This is a genomic window from Phocaeicola sp. (assembly GCF_048170425.1).
Taxonomy (GTDB): domain Bacteria; phylum Bacteroidota; class Bacteroidia; order Bacteroidales; family Bacteroidaceae; genus Phocaeicola.
Genome location: NZ_DBEXBB010000044.1, coordinates 15,283 through 34,899 on the forward strand (window position 1 = coordinate 15,283; position 19,617 = coordinate 34,899).

The window sequence follows — 19,617 nt, forward strand, 5'->3', positions numbered from 1 at the left end:
AGGAGTGAACTTAAACATTAATATTATGAAACGTAAAAAATTAAACGTAAGCAAATTGTTAACATTAGGGCTGCTATTATCCTATTCAGCAAATATAGCAGCTAACACAACAAGCGAAGCAACAAGTATTCAACAAAACAGTTCGTACAAAGTTACAGGAGTTGTAAGTGATGCAAACGGAGAACCAATTATTGGAGCCAGCGTAATAGAAAAAGGAACTTCCAACGGAACAATTACGGATTTAGACGGGAAATTCACAATCGAAGTGAATGCAGGAGCAACCTTGAATATCTCCTATATCGGCTATAAAAATCAAGAAATAAAAGTTGACCGCAACGGATTATCTTTAAAATTAACCTTAAAAGAAGATGCAGAAACATTGGATGAAGTTGTAGTAGTAGGATACGGAACCGTACGTAAAGCTGACTTGGCTGGTTCTGTTGCTGTAATGGACAACAAATCATTCAAAGACCAACCAGTTACCCGAATTTCAGAAGCTCTTCAAGGACGAGTTTCTGGTGTGCAAGTAGAAAACAGCGGTGTCCCCGGAGGAGACATTCGCATTCGTGTACGTGGTGCAAATTCCGTGAATCTAAGCAACGAACCTCTGTATGTAGTGGACGGAATTGTCCGTGAAGGTGGGTTAAGCGGACTAAATACAGACGATATCAAATCTATTCAAGTTTTAAAAGATGCATCGTCAACTGCAATCTACGGCTCTCGAGGTGCCAATGGCGTCGTATTAGTCACGACAAAAACAGGAGTTGCCGGACAGACACAAATCACATTTGATGCCACAGTAGGTGTATCAAATGTTTACAAACATTATGACATGCTCAGCCCATATGAATATGCGGAAGCATATAATTTCTGGTATCCAGGAAATGGGTATTCTACAGACGAAATGGATGCTCTCAGAAATGGCAAAAAAGGAATTAATTGGCAAGATGAAATGTTCCGTTCTGGATTGGTACAAAATTATAAACTTGCAATTTCAGGCGGTAGCGAAAAAACACAATATTATGTTTCTGCCAACTATGTAAACGAAGAAGGTGTTTTACGTTACTCTGATAATGAACGATATTCCGCACGTGTCAATTTGAATTCTGCTGTAACAAATTGGCTTACTATCACTACAGATGTACAGTTCAATCATGGAGTAAGAAATGGTAATACTTATATTGCAAGTAAGACAAACCCAATATTCAATGCGTTAAACTATGATCCAACGATGAATATGTTTACCGAAGATGGTAAATACAATGTAGGGAAAAACACTACAGGAAGTAACCCGTTAGGGGCTATCGCAGCCTCAAACAGCGAACTTCGAACTTACGCTGCTACTGGAAATTTGTCTTTACAGTTTAAAATCATAGATGGTCTGACATTTACTACAACAAACGCATTCGATTACCAAGATAATAAATCCTACTCATTCTCTTCTGCCAAAGCCAGCCCTACTGCTATCAGCAGCATGGGAAACAGCGATGCCTTCCGAATGATGTTACAATCGACAAATAATTTCACATACATGAAGAAATTCGGGAAACATAATCTGACTGCTACAGCCGTTTGGGAAGCAACTTCTACTGAATATCGCAACATGAATATTGGTGGGAACAACCTCTCTACCGAAGCTGTAGGATGGTGGAATGTGAATATGGCAAATACTAAAACTCTCGGTAACAGTTACTCAAGAGAAACTCTTCTATCCGGTGTTGGACGTGTCATCTATAACTACAATGACCGTTATACACTAACGGCTACCTTCCGTGCTGATGGTTCTTCTAAGTTCAGCAAAGAAAAATGGGGATACTTCCCATCTGTTGCTATAGCATGGGATCTTAGCAATGAACCTTTCATGAAAGATTTTAAGGCTATGCAAAACATGAAACTGCGTGCCAGCTATGGTGTAATTGGTAATCAAGGAATCGGAGCATATTCTACTCTTGGATTATTGGGACAAGCTTATACGAACTATGGAACACCTTCACAGTTGTATTATGGTTACTGGCCAACTTCACTTCCAACCCCAGATGTCACTTGGGAAAAAACCAAACAATTTGACTTGGGAGTAGAATTTGCAATATGGAAGCAACGTCTCTCATTCTCATTCGACTATTTCTACAAACGTACGGTTGACTGCTTAATGCAAGAGCCAATTCCTGGATATAATGGAGGTGGAAACTATTTAGCAAACGTAGGACGTATCGACAATAAAGGTCTTGATTTCTCCATCAATGCTCGTCTAATTCAAACCAAAGATTGGCAATGGAATTCTACATTGACAGGAACATACCTGAAGAATGAAGTTAAAAACTTAGGTAGCAATGAATACATCTACGGAAAGACTCCTGCAGATAAAATGGCTGACGAAGCCACAATTGTTATGCCGGGATACAGCATTGGTTCTTTCTACGGATATATATGGGAAGGCATCAGCAAAGATGGTAAAAACGTATATGCTGACTTAAATGAAAATGGAAGCATCGATGCAGGAGACCGTACCGTAATCGGTAATGCGAACCCAAACTTCACATTTGGATGGAATAACACAGTAAATTATAAAAACTGGGATTTGAGTATGTTCCTAACTGGTGCCTTTGGAATGGACCGTCTGAACTTAGTACGTTATGCAATGTCTACTTCAATATCAGATGCCTCATTCATCAATACCAAAGAAGCATATGAATACAACTGGGACGTCAATCCAGAAAATGCTAAATTCGCTTCTTTACTGAACGGAGGTACCAATTATGCAAACTCCACACAATGGGTAGAAAATGCCAGCTATGTACGTTTAGCCAATTTAAGTCTAGGATATACATTCCCAAAATCAAAGACAAAATTTGCAGATATACGCTTGTCCGTTAGCTGTCAGAATCTATTTACCATTACTAAATACAAAGGAATGGATCCTACAGCTTCTGCCTTTACAGATGATTCTTCAAAAAGTGTAGATGTTAGTAGCGGTGTGGATATAGGTGGTTATCCAACTCCTAGAACCTTTACCTTTGGTATAAAGATGAATTTTTAATATTAACAACACATTGAACTTCTAATAGATTGATAATATGAAAACAAAAATATTTATAAGTGCATTAATGACATGTACAATAGCCATGACTTCCTGTAGCGATTTCTTGACTGAAGATCCCAAAGGACAGATGGTTCCTGAGAATTACTTTACGTCACAAAATGACTTAGATGGTGCTATCAACGTTCTATACGCACAAGTGCAATACTCCATCAATGGCAGTCATAGTCTGTCTCCAAACTGGATGGGTGACGACATCACAGCTCTTACCAGTGGCAACAAAGACGTATATAGAGAATTCGACAGTTACAAAGTCAATAATAATAATGCAGACGCAAAAACTGCATGGAATACCAATTATGCGATTATCAAAGCTGCTAACTTCATTCTCAACAACATAGAAAAAGTTCCTACCAGTGAAGAAGAAATCAATATAGGAAAAGGACAAGCTCTATTTTGGAGAGCGGTAGCTTACTTTAAATTAGTTCGCTGGTATGGAGAAGTGCCTATCATATTAACCACAGACTTAGACTTTACTGTCGGCAAGTCAACTATAGAACAAATCTATACACAAATATGCACAGACTTGGAAGAAGCCGAAAAAATTCTTCCTGAGGTATATACTACAGCACCGCGAATTGCAGATGGTTTAAATAATTACATCAATAAAGGTGCAGCCCAAGCTGTATTAGCAGCTGTATATATGGCCCGTGCAGGCTATCCACTCAACCAGACTTCTTATTATGAAAAGGCTGCAAAAATAGCCAAATCCGTCATTGAAGGGGTAAACAATAATACATATTACTATAAATTAGAAACGAACTATAAGGATCGCTTCATGTATGTATCTAATCCTTACTCACAAGAAGGAGTTGTTGCCGTAAAATTTAATAAAGATAACCCATGGGGATGGTCTGGACTAGACTCTTGGAACTCAGTATGTCAAGCTTACGAATCTGTTACCAATGGTGGATGGGGAGATGTAGTAGGCGAAATCAAGTTTTGGAAAGAAATGCCAGAAGGGCCACGTAAAGACGCCATTTATGGAAGCAATGGAGGCCAAATTTTAGTTGAAAAAAATACCTATAAGGATCGGTTTATCGACTGGTACCAAAAAGACAACAATGAAACTTTTATCCTGAGTGAATGTCATCCGATGTTCCGCACCTTACTTTATGGAGGAGGTAACGACGGCAGTGCAATGAATGATTATAATGACAGAGAATACACCATGAATAATGGCATCTGTAGCCAAACGCTTTATATGGTTTCATATAGTGAAGTTCTTTTGTGGTATGCAGAAGCACAAGCTCGTAGTGGTTCTGTAAACGAAGAAGCCAAACAATGCTTACAAAAAGTCTTAGACCGTGCATACGGAGCAGGAGTAGATAATGCCAACAACTATGCAAGCGATCCAACCACATTTGCAAACAAATGCTGGAAAGAACATGGATACGAAGTAGCTGGATATTACCCGGCATTAGTAGTTCGAGCTAATGATCAGCTCCGTATGGATGATTTAAAAAACACTTTTGCTGCACGTCAAGCCAATACACCAGTAGAAGTGGCAGAAGGAATATCTCTGAAAGAAGGGGTAGAAATGAGCGGAACTTGGGATGAATCACGTAACTATGCAGCAATCCCATCATTTGATACTGACTTGAATGAGAATCTAAAATAAATCATCATACAAAAGTCACAGGAGTGTCTACACCGACCTGTGACTTTTTAATTTCACCTATTGCTATTATTATGCATACAATTCAAAAAGCCATTCTTATAACATCCCTATTTTTTATAGCAGGCTGTAGCACTCCTCCACAAACCTATTATCTGGATGCAACTAATGGAAATGATATGAACTCTGGCCTTTCAGCCGACAATGCATGGAAAACATTGGAACGAGTAAAAAAGACATCCTTTAAAGAAGGAGATAAGCTACTATTAAAACGAGGAGAAACCTTTAAAGGAATTTTAGATATTACAGGAAAAGGTCTCTCACAATCTCCCATCCTCATTGACGCATACGGTAAAAGCAATCAAAAACCATGTATTATAGGAAATGACACATCCATGTATACCGTACGTATTTTCAACTCTGACTACTTAACAATTCAAAATATCGAAATCAGCAATTTCGGGAAAGAGCGAAAAGCCGGACGTACTGGATTAAAAATAGAATGCATGAATTACGGCATTTCTCATAATATCAGAATAAATAATCTTACCATACGCGATGTCAACGGCTCTCTTGTCAAAGAAGAAGGAGGAGGAAGCGGTATTCTGATTGTAAACGGAGGAGACAGCATCCGCTCACGCTTTGATAGTCTGACCATTGAGAACTGTCATATCTTACGATGTGAACGTAACGCAATGATATGGAACGGTTATTACAACCGTAAAAACTGGTATCCCAACAAGCATACAATTATAAGGAACAATCTAATTGAAGAAGTACCCGGCGACGGTATTGTTCCCATAGGTTGTGACAGTACATTGATTGAGTATAATCTCATGTGCGATTCGCCCGACTTACTTCCAATGACAGAAGCAGCAGCAGGCATATGGCCATGGAGTTGTGACAATACCACCATACAATATAACGAAGTATATGGACATAAAGCTCCCTGGGACGCACAAGGATTTGATTCCGACTATAATTGCCGGAACACAGTCATACAATATAATTATAGTCACGATAATTACGGAGGAATGGTACTTGTATGCAACAGTGGAAATGCCAAAGACTATAATTGTGGCAACATCGGAAGCATCGTTCGATACAATATCAGTATAGGAGATGGAATACGCCCAAAAGAAACACGCCAAGGGATGTTCTCCCCTAGTATCCACATAGCTGGTCCCGTAAAGCAGACATTAATCGAACGCAATATCATCCATGTAAACCAAAAGCTTTCTGACATAATAGACCGAACAATGATAACTTCCGACTCTTGGGATGGATATGCTGACAGTACTTGTTTCCGTCAAAATATCTTTTACGCAGCAGATCCTAGCCATTTTGATTTTACATCTTCTACCCGGAATATTTTTGAAGAAAATGTCTATATTGGTCAATTTAAAAATCAACCGGAAAGTCAGAAAAACCCAAAAGTAGAAAACATCTATACAGAAAAAGTGTTGAAAGAATCGGCGGACGGCTATAAAGGGCTACATTGTCTTATGGACTCCGTAAAATTAAAAGAGCATACACTTCATTACATAAAGCCAGAAGCCATCAAGACATTTTTCCAAAGTATATTCTAACAAAAGAAATTCTTATACACAAAATCCCCTCACTCTTGTCTGCAATCAGAGAGAGTGAGGGGATTTCGATTATGTATTATCAAACTTATTAACGATTAACGTCCAAAACGTTCTTTCAATTTTGCAAGCATATCCTTGGTCATAGCATCCAAATCATATTCAGGTTTCCAGCCCCATTCTTCACGGGCACATGTATCATCCAGTGAGTTCGGCCAAGATTCTGCAATAGCCTGACGCAATGGGTCTACCTGATACTGCATTTCAAACTCCGGAAGATATTTACGGATATTCTGATAAATCGTATTCGGTTCAAAACTCATAGAAGCAATGTTGAATGAATTACGATGAACCAGCTTAGTCGGATCTGCTTCCATAATTTCTACGGCTGCACGTAAGGCATCCGGCATATACATCATATCCATATAAGTACCCTCAGCAATCGGGCAGACAAATTTCTCACCTTTAGCTGCATAATAATAAATATCTACGGCATAGTCTGTAGTACCGCCACCCGGAGGAGTCACATACGAAATCAATCCCGGGAAACGTACGGAACGGGTATCCACTCCAAAACGAGTGAAATAATAGTCACTCAATAATTCACCTGAAACTTTTGTCACACCATACATGGTCTTAGGACGCTGTACCGTGTCCTGAGGAGTTTTGTCTTTAGGAGTACCAGGACCAAATGAGCCGATAGAGCTCGGAGTAAATACTGCACACTGCTTTTCACGAGCAACTTCAAGCGTATTGAACAGTCCTCCGAGTCCGATTTTCCAGGCAAGCTGAGGCTTATTTTCTGCTACTGCAGAAAGCAATGCAGCCAAATTGTAGATTGTATCTACTTGATACTTACTCACCGCATCGGCAATTTGTTGCGGATTCGTAATATCCACAATAGCCGAAGGACCTGATTCTTTCAATTCCCCTTTAGGCTCAGCACCAGGAATATAACCAGCCACTACGTTACCTGAATAATTCTTTCTCAAAAGCATCGTGAGTTCTGAACCTATCTGTCCAGTTGCTCCAATTATTAAAATGTTTTTCATTTACAAGCTAGATTTTTAAATTGCGAAGCAAATATACAAAAGTTCTTATAAATGAAATAAAAATATGCGAGCTCTTTTTTTCTAAATAAAAAAATTGCATCTTTGCATAAGCAAAACCTTAATATCAATATATGTATACAAACTTTAGAGATTTCCTTAAAAAGGAACTTGCCGACATAGAAGCAGCCGGCTTATATAAGAAAGAACGTGTAATAACCACTCCACAGCGTGCAGACATCAAAGTCAACGCAGGAGAGGAAGTGCTTAATTTCTGTGCCAACAATTATTTAGGCTTGTCGGACAACACACGCCTGATTGAGGCAGCAAAAAAAGCCATGGACACTCATGGTTATGGTATGTCGTCCGTACGCTTCATTTGTGGAACACAAGACCTTCACAAACAACTGGAAGCTGCCATCTCTGATTATTTCCATACAGAAGACACCATCTTATATGCCGCATGCTTTGATGCAAACGGTGGTTTGTTTGAACCTCTCTTCACAGAAGAAGATGCCATTATTTCAGATGCCTTGAACCATGCATCCATTATTGATGGTGTACGTTTGTGTAAAGCTAAACGTTATCGCTATGCCAATGCCGATATGGCAGATTTGGAGCGTTGTCTTCAGGAAGCGCAAGCCCAGCGTCATCGTATCATTGCCACTGACGGCGTATTCTCTATGGATGGTAATGTGGCTCCAATGGACAAAATCTGCGAATTGGCAGAAAAATACAATGCCCTCGTAATGGTAGACGAATCACACTCTGCTGGAGTGGTAGGTCCTACAGGACACGGAGTGGCAGAGCAATTTGGTGTATACGATAAGATTGACATCTTTACAGGTACATTAGGAAAAGCTTTTGGTGGCGCTATGGGTGGATTCACCACTGGTAAGAAAGAAATTATCGATATGCTGCGTCAGCGCTCTCGTCCTTACTTGTTCTCTAACTCCGTAGCACCAGCTATCGTAGGAGCAAGTTTGGAAATGTTCCGCATGCTCAAAGAAAGCAATGCTTTGCATGACAAGCTGATGAGTAACGTCAACTATTTCCGCGACAAGATGATTGCTGCCGGATTTGACATCAAACCTACACAGAGTGCTATCTGCGCTGTTATGCTGTATGATGCCAAACTGTCACAGGATTTTGCAGCCCGCATGCAGGAAGAAGGCATTTATGTAACAGGATTCTACTATCCAGTAGTGCCGAAAGACCAGGCGCGTATCCGCGTACAGCTTTCTGCCGGTCATGAACAATCTCATCTGGACAAAGCAATTCAAGCTTTTATTAAAGTAGGAAAAGAACTAAACGTCATTAAATAATCTACTATTATAAAAAAAATCACACAACGAAAGGCTGTCTTTCCACTTTAAGAAGGACAGCCTTTCCTTTATATATGCCCAATAAAATATCATCATTCTGTATATCCAACCCTATAATTATTTTTCCGTCTGCTCTTCCGGCCAGTTCACCAGATACAATAATTCCGTTGCACGGGTAAAAGCTGTATATAACCAGCGGAAATAATCCGGCGAAAGCATTTCTTCCGCCATATAGCCTTGATCAAGAAAGACTCTTTTCCACTGCCCACCTTGTGCTTTATGACACGTAACAGCATACGCGTATTTCACCTGTAGCGCATTGTAATAAGGATCTTCCTTTATTTTTTTCATTCGTTCCCGCTTGGTCGGCAAGTCGGCATAATCTTCTAATACGGCATAAAACAAACGGTCATTTTCTTCTTTCGACAATGAAGGCTGTTCCGAATGAAGGGTATCCAATAAAATCTTCACTTCCAGTTCAAGCCCATTATAATCAGGAAAAGCAAGCACTACATCTGCAAAACGGAAACCATACATTTCCCGAACACGCCGTACCCTACGTATAACAGCCACATCTCCATTTGCAATAAAATCAAGCTCCTTACAGTCTGCTCCCCAGAAATAATTATTCTTGGCAACCATCAACATATCTCCCGTATTCAGTTCATCTTCTCTATACAATACCAAATTTCTTATACCTTTATTATATAGAGAAGCCCGCTTGTTGGAGCGACAGATAACAATAGTTTCATCTAATCCCACATGACCATAACATTCGTCAATGGCTTCAATCAGTTCATTTCCAGAAAGGATACGTATATCAGGAAAGTTCTTACAACTGATTTTAGGATATTCAAAGAAATCCTCATTTACAATCCTTTCACGCAAGGCCGTCGCATTCGACAAGATGCCGGAACCTTCGGTTTGTCGTACCACTTTTGTAAGCACACACTCTGTCACCTCCAGTCCATAGCCCTGCAATACCGATACAGACAGCGCCGGACTCTCTTCCTCCCCTATCGGCGGAAGCTGTGCTGTATCTCCAATCAACATCAACTGGCAACCCAATCCATTATATACATATTGCACGAGATCATCCAATAAACGTCCGCTACCAAAATGGCCGCCTGAAAGTCCTTCATTCGCAATCATGGAAGCTTCATCCACAATGAACAGCGTATTTCGGTGCAAATTCTGATTAGCCACAAAATTATCCGTCTCATTCGAAAAGACTCTCTGGCGATATATCTTTTTGTGAATTGTATAAGCCGGATGTTCCGCATATCCGGAAAAGACTTTGGCTGCCCTTCCTGTGGGAGCCAACAAAATCACTTTCCGTTGCAATGAATCAAGCGTACGAACCAATGCAGATGTCAATGTAGTCTTACCCGTGCCGGCATAACCTTTCATCAGAAACACACTGTCAGCAAAAGGCGAAAACAGGAATTCGACAAAACTTTTCACCGCATTTTCCTGCTCTTCTGTTGGTTTATAAGGAAAATTTCGCTTAATTTGTTGCGATAAATCATTATTTAACATAATGCCAGTATAAAAAGTTTACGTAAGATTGACGTGGTTCAACTAATTTACTTATTTTTGCGCTACGAATATAAACTAAAAAAACAATATTATCATGAAAACAGTTCTTAATCTTGTGTTAGCCGCCTGCGTTATCTGCTTGGTATATATATGCTATGGCAGTATTATGGGCCCTATCAACTTTGACAATGCGAAAAAAGCCAGAGAAAAAGCAATTATTGCCCGCCTGATTGACATCCGTAAGGCTCAGCAGGAATATCGTACCGTTCATAACGGTGCTTATACAGCAAACTTCGACAGCCTGATTACTTTCGTAAAGACTGCTAAACTTCCTTTCATCATGAAAGTGGGTTCATTGACAGATGATCAGTTGAACAACGGTATGACAGAAAAGAAGGCTATGGACTTGATTAACAAGGCTAAGAAAACTGGAAACTGGAGCGAAGTTGAAAAAGAAGGCTTACAGAACTTCCGTCGTGATACAATGTGGGTAGCTGTAATGGATACTATCTTTGCAAAAGGATTTAATCCTGACTCTTTGGCATACGTTCCTTACGGAAACGGAGCTAAATTTGAAATGGCTATCCGTCAGGATACTACAAAATCTGGTGCTCCTCTGAACTTGTTCCAGGCACAGGTTGCATACGATGTATACTTGGGTGACTTGAACAGCCAGGAATTGATTAACCTGAAAGACATGCAGTCAAAATTGGGTAAATATTGCGGTTTGAGAGTTGGTGACATCGAACAGCCGAACAACAATGCAGGAAACTGGGAATAATCCTATGGCCCAACTTATTGATTTTAATAAATCAGAACAGTATATATTATCCATCCGTCTGAGTACGGATGGATTTTCTTTTTCTATCTATCATCCTCAGCAATCGGAGGAAGTATATTTCAGCTCCTCGCCAGTCAATACACAGCGCTCAATGGCAGCCAATGTAAAAGCTTATTTGACAGAGACAGAAGAGCTGAAGCATCGTTTCAAGCAGGTTAATATTCTTATTCATACTTCGCGTTACACTACACTTCCGTTGGAATTGTATGAAGACGAACAGACCGACCTTCTGTTCTATCAGAACCTGCCCCCACAAAATAACGAAGTCGTACTTTGTAATATTTTAGGAAAGAGCAACCTCGTCATTCTTTTTGGATTGGACAAGCTCACCCATCTGTTCCTGACAGAACATTTCCCCAATGCTCGTTTGTTTGCCTCCATAAGTCCACTTACCGAATACCTCGCACATAAGGTAAAACCGAGTGAATGCCGCGAATTATTTGCCATCTTCCATCCCGAAAGTGTAGAAGTGATAGCCTTCGAAAAAGAAAAACTACTACTGCTGAACACTTACCCTATTTCCGGTCTGAATGATTCATGCTATTATCTGTTGAACATCTGGCAACAAGCTGGCTACAATCAAGAAGATGACCAATTATACATTTGTGGAAACAATCGAGTTCCACAATGGGAAGAATTACCATTGCGACTAAAAAAATACATACGAAAACTATTCATCATTAATCCTCAGATGGAATTCAACGACTCAGCAATGAGCCGCATCAAAGAAGTTCCATTTGACATGCTATCTTTAATCTCATGCGAGTAATAAGCGGAATATACAAACGGAGACGTTTCGACGTCCCCCACACATTCAAGGCACGTCCTACGACTGACTTTGCCAAAGAAAATCTGTTCAATGTGCTCAACAACTACATTGACTTTGAAGATGGAATTACAGCACTCGATTTGTTTGCTGGAACGGGCAGCATCAGTATAGAACTTGTGTCACGAGGATGCGATCAGATTATTTCTGTAGAGAAAGACCCGCAGCACCATGCCTTCATCAGCAAAGTCATGCGCGAGGTCAAAACGGACAAGTGCATCCCTTTAAGAGCCGATGCATTCAAATACATCGAGAAATGCGGCCTACAGTTTGATTTTATCTTTGCTGACCCTCCGTATGCCCTGAAAGAATTGGCAAGCATACCCGACCTGATATTTCAGCACAACCTGCTCAAGCCGGAAGGTATTTTCGTTCTGGAGCATGGAAAAGACCTCAGCTTTGAGAATCATCCCTGCTTTTTTGAGCACCGCCATTACGGAAGTGTCAACTTTTCCTTCTTCAGAGTAAAGGAGCAAGAAGACGCACAACCGATTCAGTAATCTTATTTTTCCAAGAACGTTTTTCCCAAATCCTGGCTGACAACAGAAAACAATCCTTCTGATCGGCCAGGAATATTTCTTTTAAAATCATAGTCGTTTCTTTGTCATAAAAAAAGGCATTAGCCTCGAAGTTATGCCCAAAACTACGAAAGTCCATATTCGTAGACCCCACTGTAGACAATTCGTCATCACATACCATCAACTTAGAATGCAGGAATCCCTTTTTATAGAGGTAAATTTTCACCCCTGCCTTCATCATCTCCGAGAGATAAGATAGCGAACCTTTATGAATGAGCCAGGTATCCCCTCTTTTAGGAAGCATAAGCCGCACATCAACCCCTGCCAATGCAGCTGTCTGCAAAGCGGTCATCACTTCCTCGTTCGGTAAGAAATAAGGAGTCTGCACATAAAAATATCTCCGGGCAGAACAGATAGCCATCATCAGTCCTTGCATAATATCCTTCCATTCACCTACCGGATCAGAAGTCACAATTTGCCCCAGCACACCTCCCTTCACTACAATTGGAGGAAAATATTCTGCTGAAGTGAGCAAAGTACGGTCAATAGCATACCAGTCAGTAAGGAATGCAGTCTGCAATCCGTACACCACCTTTCCTTCCAGTCTGACGTGTGTATCTCTCCAATTTCCTTTTCCCAATCCCTTCACATAACGTTCTGCCAGATTCATCCCACCAATAAACCCCACACAACCATCTATTACCACAATCTTCCGATGATTGCGATAGTTCACCTTACTAGTAAATCTTGGGAAACGGACTTTCAGGAACGAAAGGACTTCGATGCCTTCACAAAGCATTTGTTCATAAAAATCATGAGGTACTTTCCAGCATCCCACATCGTCATACAATACCCGTATCTTCACTCCGTCACGAGCCCGGTCAATCAAGGCGTCTCTAACCAACCGACCTACCGCATCATCCTCAAAAATATAAAACTCCAGATGGATATGATGACGAGCTCTGTAAATATCTTTCAACAATTCCGATAACATGGAAACGGCATCCGTATAAACTGCAACTCTATTTCCAGAGAAAGGCAGCGCATTATTTACACGCGAAAAGAAATCCAACAAACGCTGTTTGCCATGTTCTGCCATTACGGACGGTTGTTCCTGATAAGCCGCCATAGAGCGCTTGCTCAAACGAGCATAGCCTTTCCGGCTGATAAGGCGCTCCTTACGTGTACTACGCCCAAAAAACAAGTACAGAATCCATCCAGCTACAGGAAGAAAAAAGAGAACCAGAATCCATGCCATAGTCTTTACCGGACTACGATTGTCAAGAATCACGACAAAGATAGTTGTCAGTATTACCGCAAAATAAAGGAAATAAATTACGGCCAAAAAGATACTATTCCAGACTGCTATGTCCATCTTTCGACTTGGTTTTCAACAAAAATACGAGTAATTTGGAAAAAGGCAAAAAAAATACCGCAAAAGTGAAATTGACTTTTGCGGTATATATATGCAACCTTAGAATCTGCGAGGTCCATGTCCCGGGCCAGGACCGAAGCCCGGACCACCATGACCACCCATTCTAGCTCCAGCACCTTTTCCACCAAACAAATTCAGACGATAAATAAAGTGTACCATGCAATAGCTATAAATCGCATTATACTCCGTATCACTTCGCATAGCCGCACTGATTACACGGCTGATATTGCTCTGATTACGCAGAATATCATAGAACTGAATACTAACCGTAGCTGCATTTCCTTTCAGGAAATCTTGCGAAAGCTGTGCATTCCAAATCAATTCGTCACGGTTCATACTTGCATCCGCATATCCACGACGTGAATTCTGAGAAATATCAGTAGCAATTGACATGTTCCAGGGTAAACGTACATTGGTGCTTGCTCCATACGAGAACTGATATGTATCCATATTATTCTCCTCCTGAAAACTATTGCGCGAATGCGTATAAGCCAATGAGCCGTTCAGAGAGAATTCCCACCAGTCATTACGGTAAGTACCTCTCAAGCGTTCACTCAAAGACAACTGACGTGTTTTGTTCTTATCTGACACATTCTCTGCCTGTGCATCGCTCATATAACTTACAATGTTATTATAACGGGCCATCGTAAAGGTATTGATGGTATACTTCTTATTACGCAAAGCCGTATTAGAGCCTAAGATACCAAACAAGTTCCAGTTACCATTGATATTCTCCGGCATTGTCACAGTTCCACCGGTTTGCGGGTCGTATGTACTACGATTACTAATGCTGTTCAATACATTTTCAAAACGGAAGTGCGTCATGATACCTCGCTGTTTCTCTGTATCAAATGTATTATAAAAAGCCATGAACGAGTTGGTAAATGCCGGCTTCAATCCCGGATTTCCCCGACGAATGTTCAACGGGTCGGTCGTATCCTCAATAGGTAGCAAATCCGTCATACTCGGCTGTGAGCTTCTTCCACGATAATTAATTCGCAACTGGCTTGTTTTAGAGAATTTATAACGGAAATCAAATGTCGGAGTAAAGTTGAATACATTTCGTACGGCCACCGTATCCAACTGGTCTTTCTTATAAGACAACTTCGATTTCTGCGGCTGGAAAAAAACACCTGCATTCAAACTCATTTTTTCACGAATCCAACGCAAAGAAACATCTGCCTGATGATTGTAATATGTATACTGTGCACTCTTGCTGTTCTTTTCATCCAGCACTCCCACATTATCTCCTCCATAACCTTGCGCTATTTCCCAATCATTAGGCATTGTATAAGTGGAATTGTCACTCTTTGAACGCTTGTACTGGAAATAATAACTGAACTGCAAAAAACCACCCTTAAATATCGGTTCGCTATAAGTAAAGCGTGCACCATAATTATAGTTCAAAGTAGGCGTAGAGATATAACGGTTCAAAATTTCCAGCCGTTCCTCCTCTGTTTTCTGGTAATAGTCAGTTTCAGACACTGAGAACTGTTCACTCGAACTGTTCGTATAATTATAGGAGCCACGGAAAGTAATATTACGTCCAGGCTTTCCCAAACGACGGTTAATCATAGCCGAACCTCCTACATTAAAATTATCACCTTTCTGCAGGCTGTTACGAGCAATTGTATTAACAATATTTTCTTCCGGAATCAATGACGAAAGATTGTCGGCTGCATTCAATATCACATCGGTTGTATACCCCGGATCCTGACTGAATGTAAAAGAATTTGTCGCACTCCAATTATCATTCTTTCCGTATGTCAGACGCGGGCGGAAAATCACCGTTGTCATAGTATCCGGTTTCCATTCAATACGAAAATCGGCCGTAAGCGAGGTAGTCTTATTACGGTTGGCATTCCAGGCATTCTTGAAAGAACTGGTTTCCGAAGAAACAAATGTTTCTGAAGCCTGCTTGCTGATAATGTCTGCATCCTTGTAGTTATAATTCACACTACCACCAGTTTCCAGTTTCTCACTCTGTGTGCTAAAATTGAAACCACCCATTTTGATGCTGGTCAGACCATTCTGACCTCCTCCACGGAAGCCACCGCCTCCTCCCGGGTAGCCATTATCATTCACATTGTTCATTGACCCAATCACCGTAAACTGATTTTCTCCGACAAAACGGTTCAGCATTAATTTTCCACTATAACGATCTTCCGTACCGGCCGCTACATCCGCATTACCAAACCATCCCTTATTCATCCCCGGCTTCACACTTAAGTCGAGCACGGTTTCTTCTTCACCGTCATCAATACCTGTCACACGAGCCAAGTCCGATTGTTTATCATACGCACGCACCTTATCGATAATATTTACCGGAAGATTTTTCATGGCAATATTCGGATCATCGGCAAAGAACTCCTTTCCATCAATCATGATTTTCTTGATTTCCTTTCCGTTAATCGTGATTTTTCCATCTTCATCCACTTCAGCCCCCGGAAGTTTCTTTACCAATTCTTCCAAAGCCGAACCTTCAGGCACACGATAAGCAGAACTGTTGTACACCAGCGTATCGGCCACCGCCGTCACCTCCGGAGCCTCAGCCACCACCACAGCTTCTGCCAGCATAATGGCATCCGAAGCCAATTCAACTTTACCTATATTCAAACGCGGATTGTTACGAGTCAGTGCCACCTGCTTGAAAAATGGAGTATACCCAATATAGGAAATCTTCAACAAATACTTTCCCGGGCGCACCGACAAAGAAAAATGCCCGTCCATATTTGTCACATTTCCCACTACCATTGAACTATCCTTCACGGAAAGGAGCTGTACCGTAGCCTGAATGACAGGCGATTTATCCCCCTCATCAAGAACCGTTCCTGTAACGGTTCCACGGCTGCCGCTGCTTTGTGCAAAAACAGAAATGGTTACCCCCACCATCAGCAGCAATCCCAATAAAAGTCTTCTCATTGCCTTCTTTCTTCCATTTGATTAATTGTATCTTTGACAATCATCAACGAAAAAGGTTTAATCCCTACCCTCTATTTTTTAACTTATTTTTGCCTGAAGTTCTCTTCAATCTTTGCCTTCTGCATCAAGAACTCTTTACAGAACACATTGATGACCATATACACGATACCTACTGAATTGTCAGCTTCCTGCAAGTTCCCTTCATAAGCAGCATTCAGCAACACGCCCACATAATAAATTCCCCACAAATAAAGTGAAATCACCATCGCTTTCCGCCGAATAGAAAAAGCTTCCTCATTTTCGTCTTTCATTCTGGCCAGAAAAACCATAAACAATGAAATCCAGATGACTAATTTCATACCCAGTTTCACATACAGTAGATTAGCGTCATTCACCTGTCCGGACATATACATCAGCAACGGAACAAACACAGACAATAACAGTAATACATACCCCAACAAACGGCACGAAGCCGGAAAAATTCCTTTCATAACTTGATTATTTTTTATTCGCACAAAAATACTTAATTGTAAGCCAACATCCGACTTCTTCTAACTTTTTTTCTAAATTTGCGACCAAAACAAATACACTTATGAGTAAACAAGAAGTCATTATTTGCCAAAATTTCAATACGGAACTCAGCCAGAAGTTATCTGCACATTCATATGACAAGATTTTTATCCTGACCGACGAACATACATTTCGTCTTTGCCTCCCCCTGCTTCAAGACATTGCCTTGCTGAAGGATGCAGAACAAATTGTTATTGGTCCGGAAGATGTGCATAAAAACTTAGAGACACTAGCCTATGTATGGAACCAGCTTAGCAGCCGAGGAGCCACTCGCCACTCACTACTCATCAACCTGGGAGGAGGTATGGTGACCGACCTGGGAGGATTTGCTGCGGCTACCTTCAAACGAGGTATTGCTTGCATCAACATCCCCACCACCCTGCTTTCCATGATTGATGCCGCCGTGGGTGGAAAAACTGGTATCAATTTCAACGGACTCAAAAATGAAATCGGCTCCTTCTATCCTGCCGACCAGGTGATGATTGACAGCCAGTTTTTGAAAACCCTCGATATGCCTAACCTGCTATCCGGTTACGGAGAAATGCTGAAGCACGGTCTTATCAGCCAGCCGTCACACTGGAGCGAACTACTGACATTTGACTTTGGCCACATAGACTACGCATTGCTACAAAAGCTTATCGGCCAGTCCGTACAAGTCAAGGAAGACATCGTAGAAAAAGATCCCTATGAGCAAAATATCCGAAAAGCATTGAATTTCGGACATACCATCGGACATGCTTTTGAAAGTTTTGCCCTAAAGACTAACCATCCGGTACTTCATGGATATGCTGTAGCTTGGGGGATGGTCTGTGAACTTTATCTGTCACACATTCGTTGCGGTTTCCCTAAAGAAGCCCTGCGTACCACTATCCAGTTCATTAAGGAAAACTATGGCAGTCTTTATTTCACCTGCGATGACTACGAATGCCTATACGATTTCATGAAGCATGACAAAAAGAATACCTCATGTGGTGTCATCAATTTCACTCTTCTAGGAGGAATCGGTGACATTCGTATCAACCAGACCGCTTCACAAGAAGAAATCTACGAACTACTTGATTTCTACCGCGAAACCATGGGATAAGTTTTATAGTGTTCAAACAGCGTTTAAACGTAATCTAAAAATACTAAGAAATTATTGCGGAAAATATTTGGTTATTCCGAATAAAGCAGTACCTTTGCATCCGCAATTCGGGGTGTAGCTCAGCCCGGTTAGAGTACGCGTCTGGGGGGCGTGTGGTCGCTGGTTCGAATCCAGTCACCCCGACTGGTTATAAGGTAACTGCTTAACAAACAAGTAGTTACCTTATTTGCTTTTAAAACACCGGGACAAAATCGGGACAGAAGCACAATGTATTTACATCTATTATTCACTGTTTAGCGGGAATTATCAACTTAATTCTCGTTAAAAAAAAATGTCTACACTCGAAAAAATCAAGAGCTACACGCCACCAACACTCCATTGTGGCCGCGAAACCTATATTAGTTTTAATGCGTACGATCCGGCTGAAGGTCGGATGAAGCGCAAGAGAATAAAACTTAATGCAATCGAGCCGAAACAGCGGAAAAAGTACGCCAACGACTTAATCAAGAGACTCACAGAAAAACTCATCATGGGATGGAACCCATGGATAGAAAAAGAAAACGGCACAGCGTATATGCTGTTCCGTGACTGTTGCGAGAAATACCGGCAATACATTGATAAGCTGCTAAAGGATGGGACATACAGATATGAGACACATAAATCGCTCGCATCTTACCTGAAGAACATGATGGACTGGAATGATAAGAGACTTATCCCCATTACTTACATCTATCAGTTCGATAAGGATTTTTGCGTTCAATTCCTGGATGAAATCTATATCAACCGTGATAATACCGCATTTACTCATGATAATTACCTCGGGTTCCTCAGACAGTTTGGTCATTGGTGTTGCCAAAAGAACTTTCTAAAGACTGTGCCTACGGAAGGATTATCCGTATTAGGACGTGGGGCAAAGAAGAAAAAAAGGAAGACTATCGAGCCACACCATCTGAACATGATACATGATTATCTCGAGCAGAAGAACAAACACTTCTTACTTGCCAGCTACATTCTATATTACTGTTTCATCCGACCGGCCGAAATGGCCCGCCTTAAAATCGGAAATATCAATCTGGCCAAACAGACAATTTATATAGAGGATACCATTTCAAAGAATAAGAAAGACGGAACAATCACCTTACCAGTTAAGGTTATACACCTCATGCTTGACCTTGATATTTTTTCGTCACCATCCAACTACTATTTA

14 protein-coding genes and 1 tRNA gene are annotated in these 19,617 nt (G+C 40.9%); 10 read left to right on the plus strand and 5 right to left on the minus strand.

The features are described 5' to 3' along the window. Window positions 1–25: 25 nt before the first annotated feature. From ACMJ0U_RS01730 to ACMJ0U_RS01740, 3 genes are read left to right on the plus strand one after another with little or no spacing between them, the layout of a single operon-like run. The gene (locus ACMJ0U_RS01730) at window positions 26–3,037 is read left to right on the plus strand and encodes a SusC/RagA family TonB-linked outer membrane protein (RefSeq protein ID WP_417127778.1); all 3,012 of its coding nucleotides are present in this window, start codon (window positions 26–28) and stop codon (window positions 3,035–3,037) included. A gap of 37 nt (window positions 3,038–3,074) precedes the next feature. After that, window positions 3,075–4,718 (plus strand): RagB/SusD family nutrient uptake outer membrane protein, encoded by a 1,644-nt coding sequence (locus ACMJ0U_RS01735; RefSeq protein WP_417127779.1) that lies wholly within the window; start codon window positions 3,075–3,077, stop codon window positions 4,716–4,718. 23 nt (window positions 4,719–4,741) lie between these two features. Beyond that, window positions 4,742–6,304 (plus strand): right-handed parallel beta-helix repeat-containing protein, encoded by a 1,563-nt coding sequence (locus ACMJ0U_RS01740; RefSeq protein ID WP_417127781.1) that lies wholly within the window; start codon window positions 4,742–4,744, stop codon window positions 6,302–6,304. 95 nt (window positions 6,305–6,399) lie between these two features. Here the strand turns inward: ACMJ0U_RS01740 and ACMJ0U_RS01745 are convergent, their stop codons facing one another. Next, window positions 6,400–7,353, minus strand: a complete 954-nt coding sequence (locus tag ACMJ0U_RS01745) for an NAD-dependent epimerase/dehydratase family protein (protein ID WP_417127782.1) — start codon at window positions 7,351–7,353, stop codon at window positions 6,400–6,402. Between the two features lie 131 nt (window positions 7,354–7,484). Here ACMJ0U_RS01745 and kbl point away from each other — a divergent pair, with 131 nt between their 5' ends. Continuing rightward, window positions 7,485–8,675 carry a glycine C-acetyltransferase gene (kbl, locus tag ACMJ0U_RS01750; RefSeq protein ID WP_417127784.1) on the plus strand — a complete coding sequence of 397 codons (1,191 nt, stop codon included), beginning with the start codon at window positions 7,485–7,487 and terminating at the stop codon, window positions 8,673–8,675. A 117-nt stretch (window positions 8,676–8,792) separates the two neighbouring features. On the opposite strand, the gene ACMJ0U_RS01755 is transcribed toward kbl, so the two are convergent. Then, window positions 8,793–10,214, minus strand: coding sequence for an ATP-dependent DNA helicase (locus ACMJ0U_RS01755; RefSeq protein WP_417127785.1), 1,422 nt, complete (start codon window positions 10,212–10,214; stop codon window positions 8,793–8,795). A gap of 94 nt (window positions 10,215–10,308) precedes the next feature. Between ACMJ0U_RS01755 and ACMJ0U_RS01760 the strand changes: the two genes are divergently transcribed. The 3 genes from ACMJ0U_RS01760 to ACMJ0U_RS01770 are packed head-to-tail and all read left to right on the plus strand — an operon-like array spanning window position 10,309 to window position 12,381. Beyond that, complete coding sequence (locus tag ACMJ0U_RS01760; protein ID WP_417127786.1) at window positions 10,309–10,995, plus strand: hypothetical protein; 687 nt, start codon at window positions 10,309–10,311, stop codon at window positions 10,993–10,995. 4 nt (window positions 10,996–10,999) lie between these two features. Beyond that, window positions 11,000–11,824: a DUF3822 family protein gene (locus tag ACMJ0U_RS01765; RefSeq protein WP_417127787.1), complete on the plus strand. Its 825-nt coding sequence runs from the start codon at window positions 11,000–11,002 to the stop codon at window positions 11,822–11,824. Further along, on the plus strand, window positions 11,815–12,381 hold the full coding sequence (locus ACMJ0U_RS01770; protein WP_417127789.1) for an RsmD family RNA methyltransferase: 567 nt from the start codon (window positions 11,815–11,817) through the stop codon (window positions 12,379–12,381). The genes ACMJ0U_RS01765 and ACMJ0U_RS01770 overlap by 10 nt, the downstream gene beginning before the upstream one ends. Here ACMJ0U_RS01770 and cls read toward each other — a convergent pair. The 3 genes from cls to ACMJ0U_RS01785 form a co-directional block, all read right to left on the minus strand. Continuing rightward, window positions 12,341–13,774 (minus strand): cardiolipin synthase, encoded by a 1,434-nt coding sequence (gene cls, locus ACMJ0U_RS01775; RefSeq protein ID WP_417127790.1) that lies wholly within the window; start codon window positions 13,772–13,774, stop codon window positions 12,341–12,343. The genes ACMJ0U_RS01770 and cls overlap by 41 nt on opposite strands. A gap of 99 nt (window positions 13,775–13,873) precedes the next feature. Further along, entirely contained in the window at window positions 13,874–16,756 is a 2,883-nt protein-coding gene (locus ACMJ0U_RS01780) for a TonB-dependent receptor (RefSeq protein ID WP_417127792.1), read from the minus strand. An 83-nt stretch (window positions 16,757–16,839) separates the two neighbouring features. Further along, entirely contained in the window at window positions 16,840–17,247 is a 408-nt protein-coding gene (locus tag ACMJ0U_RS01785; RefSeq protein ID WP_417127794.1) for a hypothetical protein, read from the minus strand. Between the two features lie 101 nt (window positions 17,248–17,348). Between ACMJ0U_RS01785 and aroB the strand changes: the two genes are divergently transcribed. The 3 genes from aroB to ACMJ0U_RS01800 all read left to right on the plus strand — a co-directional run. Then, a complete protein-coding gene (aroB, locus tag ACMJ0U_RS01790) occupies window positions 17,349–18,410 on the plus strand; it encodes a 3-dehydroquinate synthase (protein ID WP_417127796.1) in 1,062 nt (353 codons plus the stop codon). A gap of 108 nt (window positions 18,411–18,518) precedes the next feature. Further along, a tRNA-Pro gene (locus ACMJ0U_RS01795) sits at window positions 18,519–18,593 on the plus strand. A gap of 148 nt (window positions 18,594–18,741) precedes the next feature. Next, window positions 18,742–19,617 (plus strand): site-specific integrase (locus ACMJ0U_RS01800; RefSeq protein WP_417127797.1); only part of this gene is annotated, 876 nt, incomplete at its 3' end.

Excerpts from the sequence above, each read along its gene's own strand:
- ACMJ0U_RS01730 (WP_417127778.1), top strand. The coding sequence starts at position 26 with ATGAAACGTAAAAAATTAAACGTAAGCAAATTGTTAACATTAGGGCTG.
- ACMJ0U_RS01735 (WP_417127779.1), top strand. The coding sequence starts at position 3,075 with ATGAAAACAAAAATATTTATAAGTGCATTAATGACATGTACAATAGCC.
- ACMJ0U_RS01745 (WP_417127782.1), bottom strand. The coding sequence starts at position 7,353 with ATGAAAAACATTTTAATAATTGGAGCAACTGGACAGATAGGTTCAGAA.
- kbl (WP_417127784.1), top strand. The coding sequence starts at position 7,485 with ATGTATACAAACTTTAGAGATTTCCTTAAAAAGGAACTTGCCGACATA.
- ACMJ0U_RS01755 (WP_417127785.1), bottom strand. The coding sequence starts at position 10,214 with ATGTTAAATAATGATTTATCGCAACAAATTAAGCGAAATTTTCCTTAT.
- ACMJ0U_RS01760 (WP_417127786.1), top strand. The coding sequence starts at position 10,309 with ATGAAAACAGTTCTTAATCTTGTGTTAGCCGCCTGCGTTATCTGCTTG.
- ACMJ0U_RS01765 (WP_417127787.1), top strand. The coding sequence starts at position 11,000 with ATGGCCCAACTTATTGATTTTAATAAATCAGAACAGTATATATTATCC.
- ACMJ0U_RS01770 (WP_417127789.1), top strand. The coding sequence starts at position 11,815 with ATGCGAGTAATAAGCGGAATATACAAACGGAGACGTTTCGACGTCCCC.
- cls (WP_417127790.1), bottom strand. The coding sequence starts at position 13,774 with ATGGACATAGCAGTCTGGAATAGTATCTTTTTGGCCGTAATTTATTTC.
- ACMJ0U_RS01780 (WP_417127792.1), bottom strand. The coding sequence starts at position 16,756 with ATGAGAAGACTTTTATTGGGATTGCTGCTGATGGTGGGGGTAACCATT.
- ACMJ0U_RS01785 (WP_417127794.1), bottom strand. The coding sequence starts at position 17,247 with ATGAAAGGAATTTTTCCGGCTTCGTGCCGTTTGTTGGGGTATGTATTA.
- aroB (WP_417127796.1), top strand. The coding sequence starts at position 17,349 with ATGAGTAAACAAGAAGTCATTATTTGCCAAAATTTCAATACGGAACTC.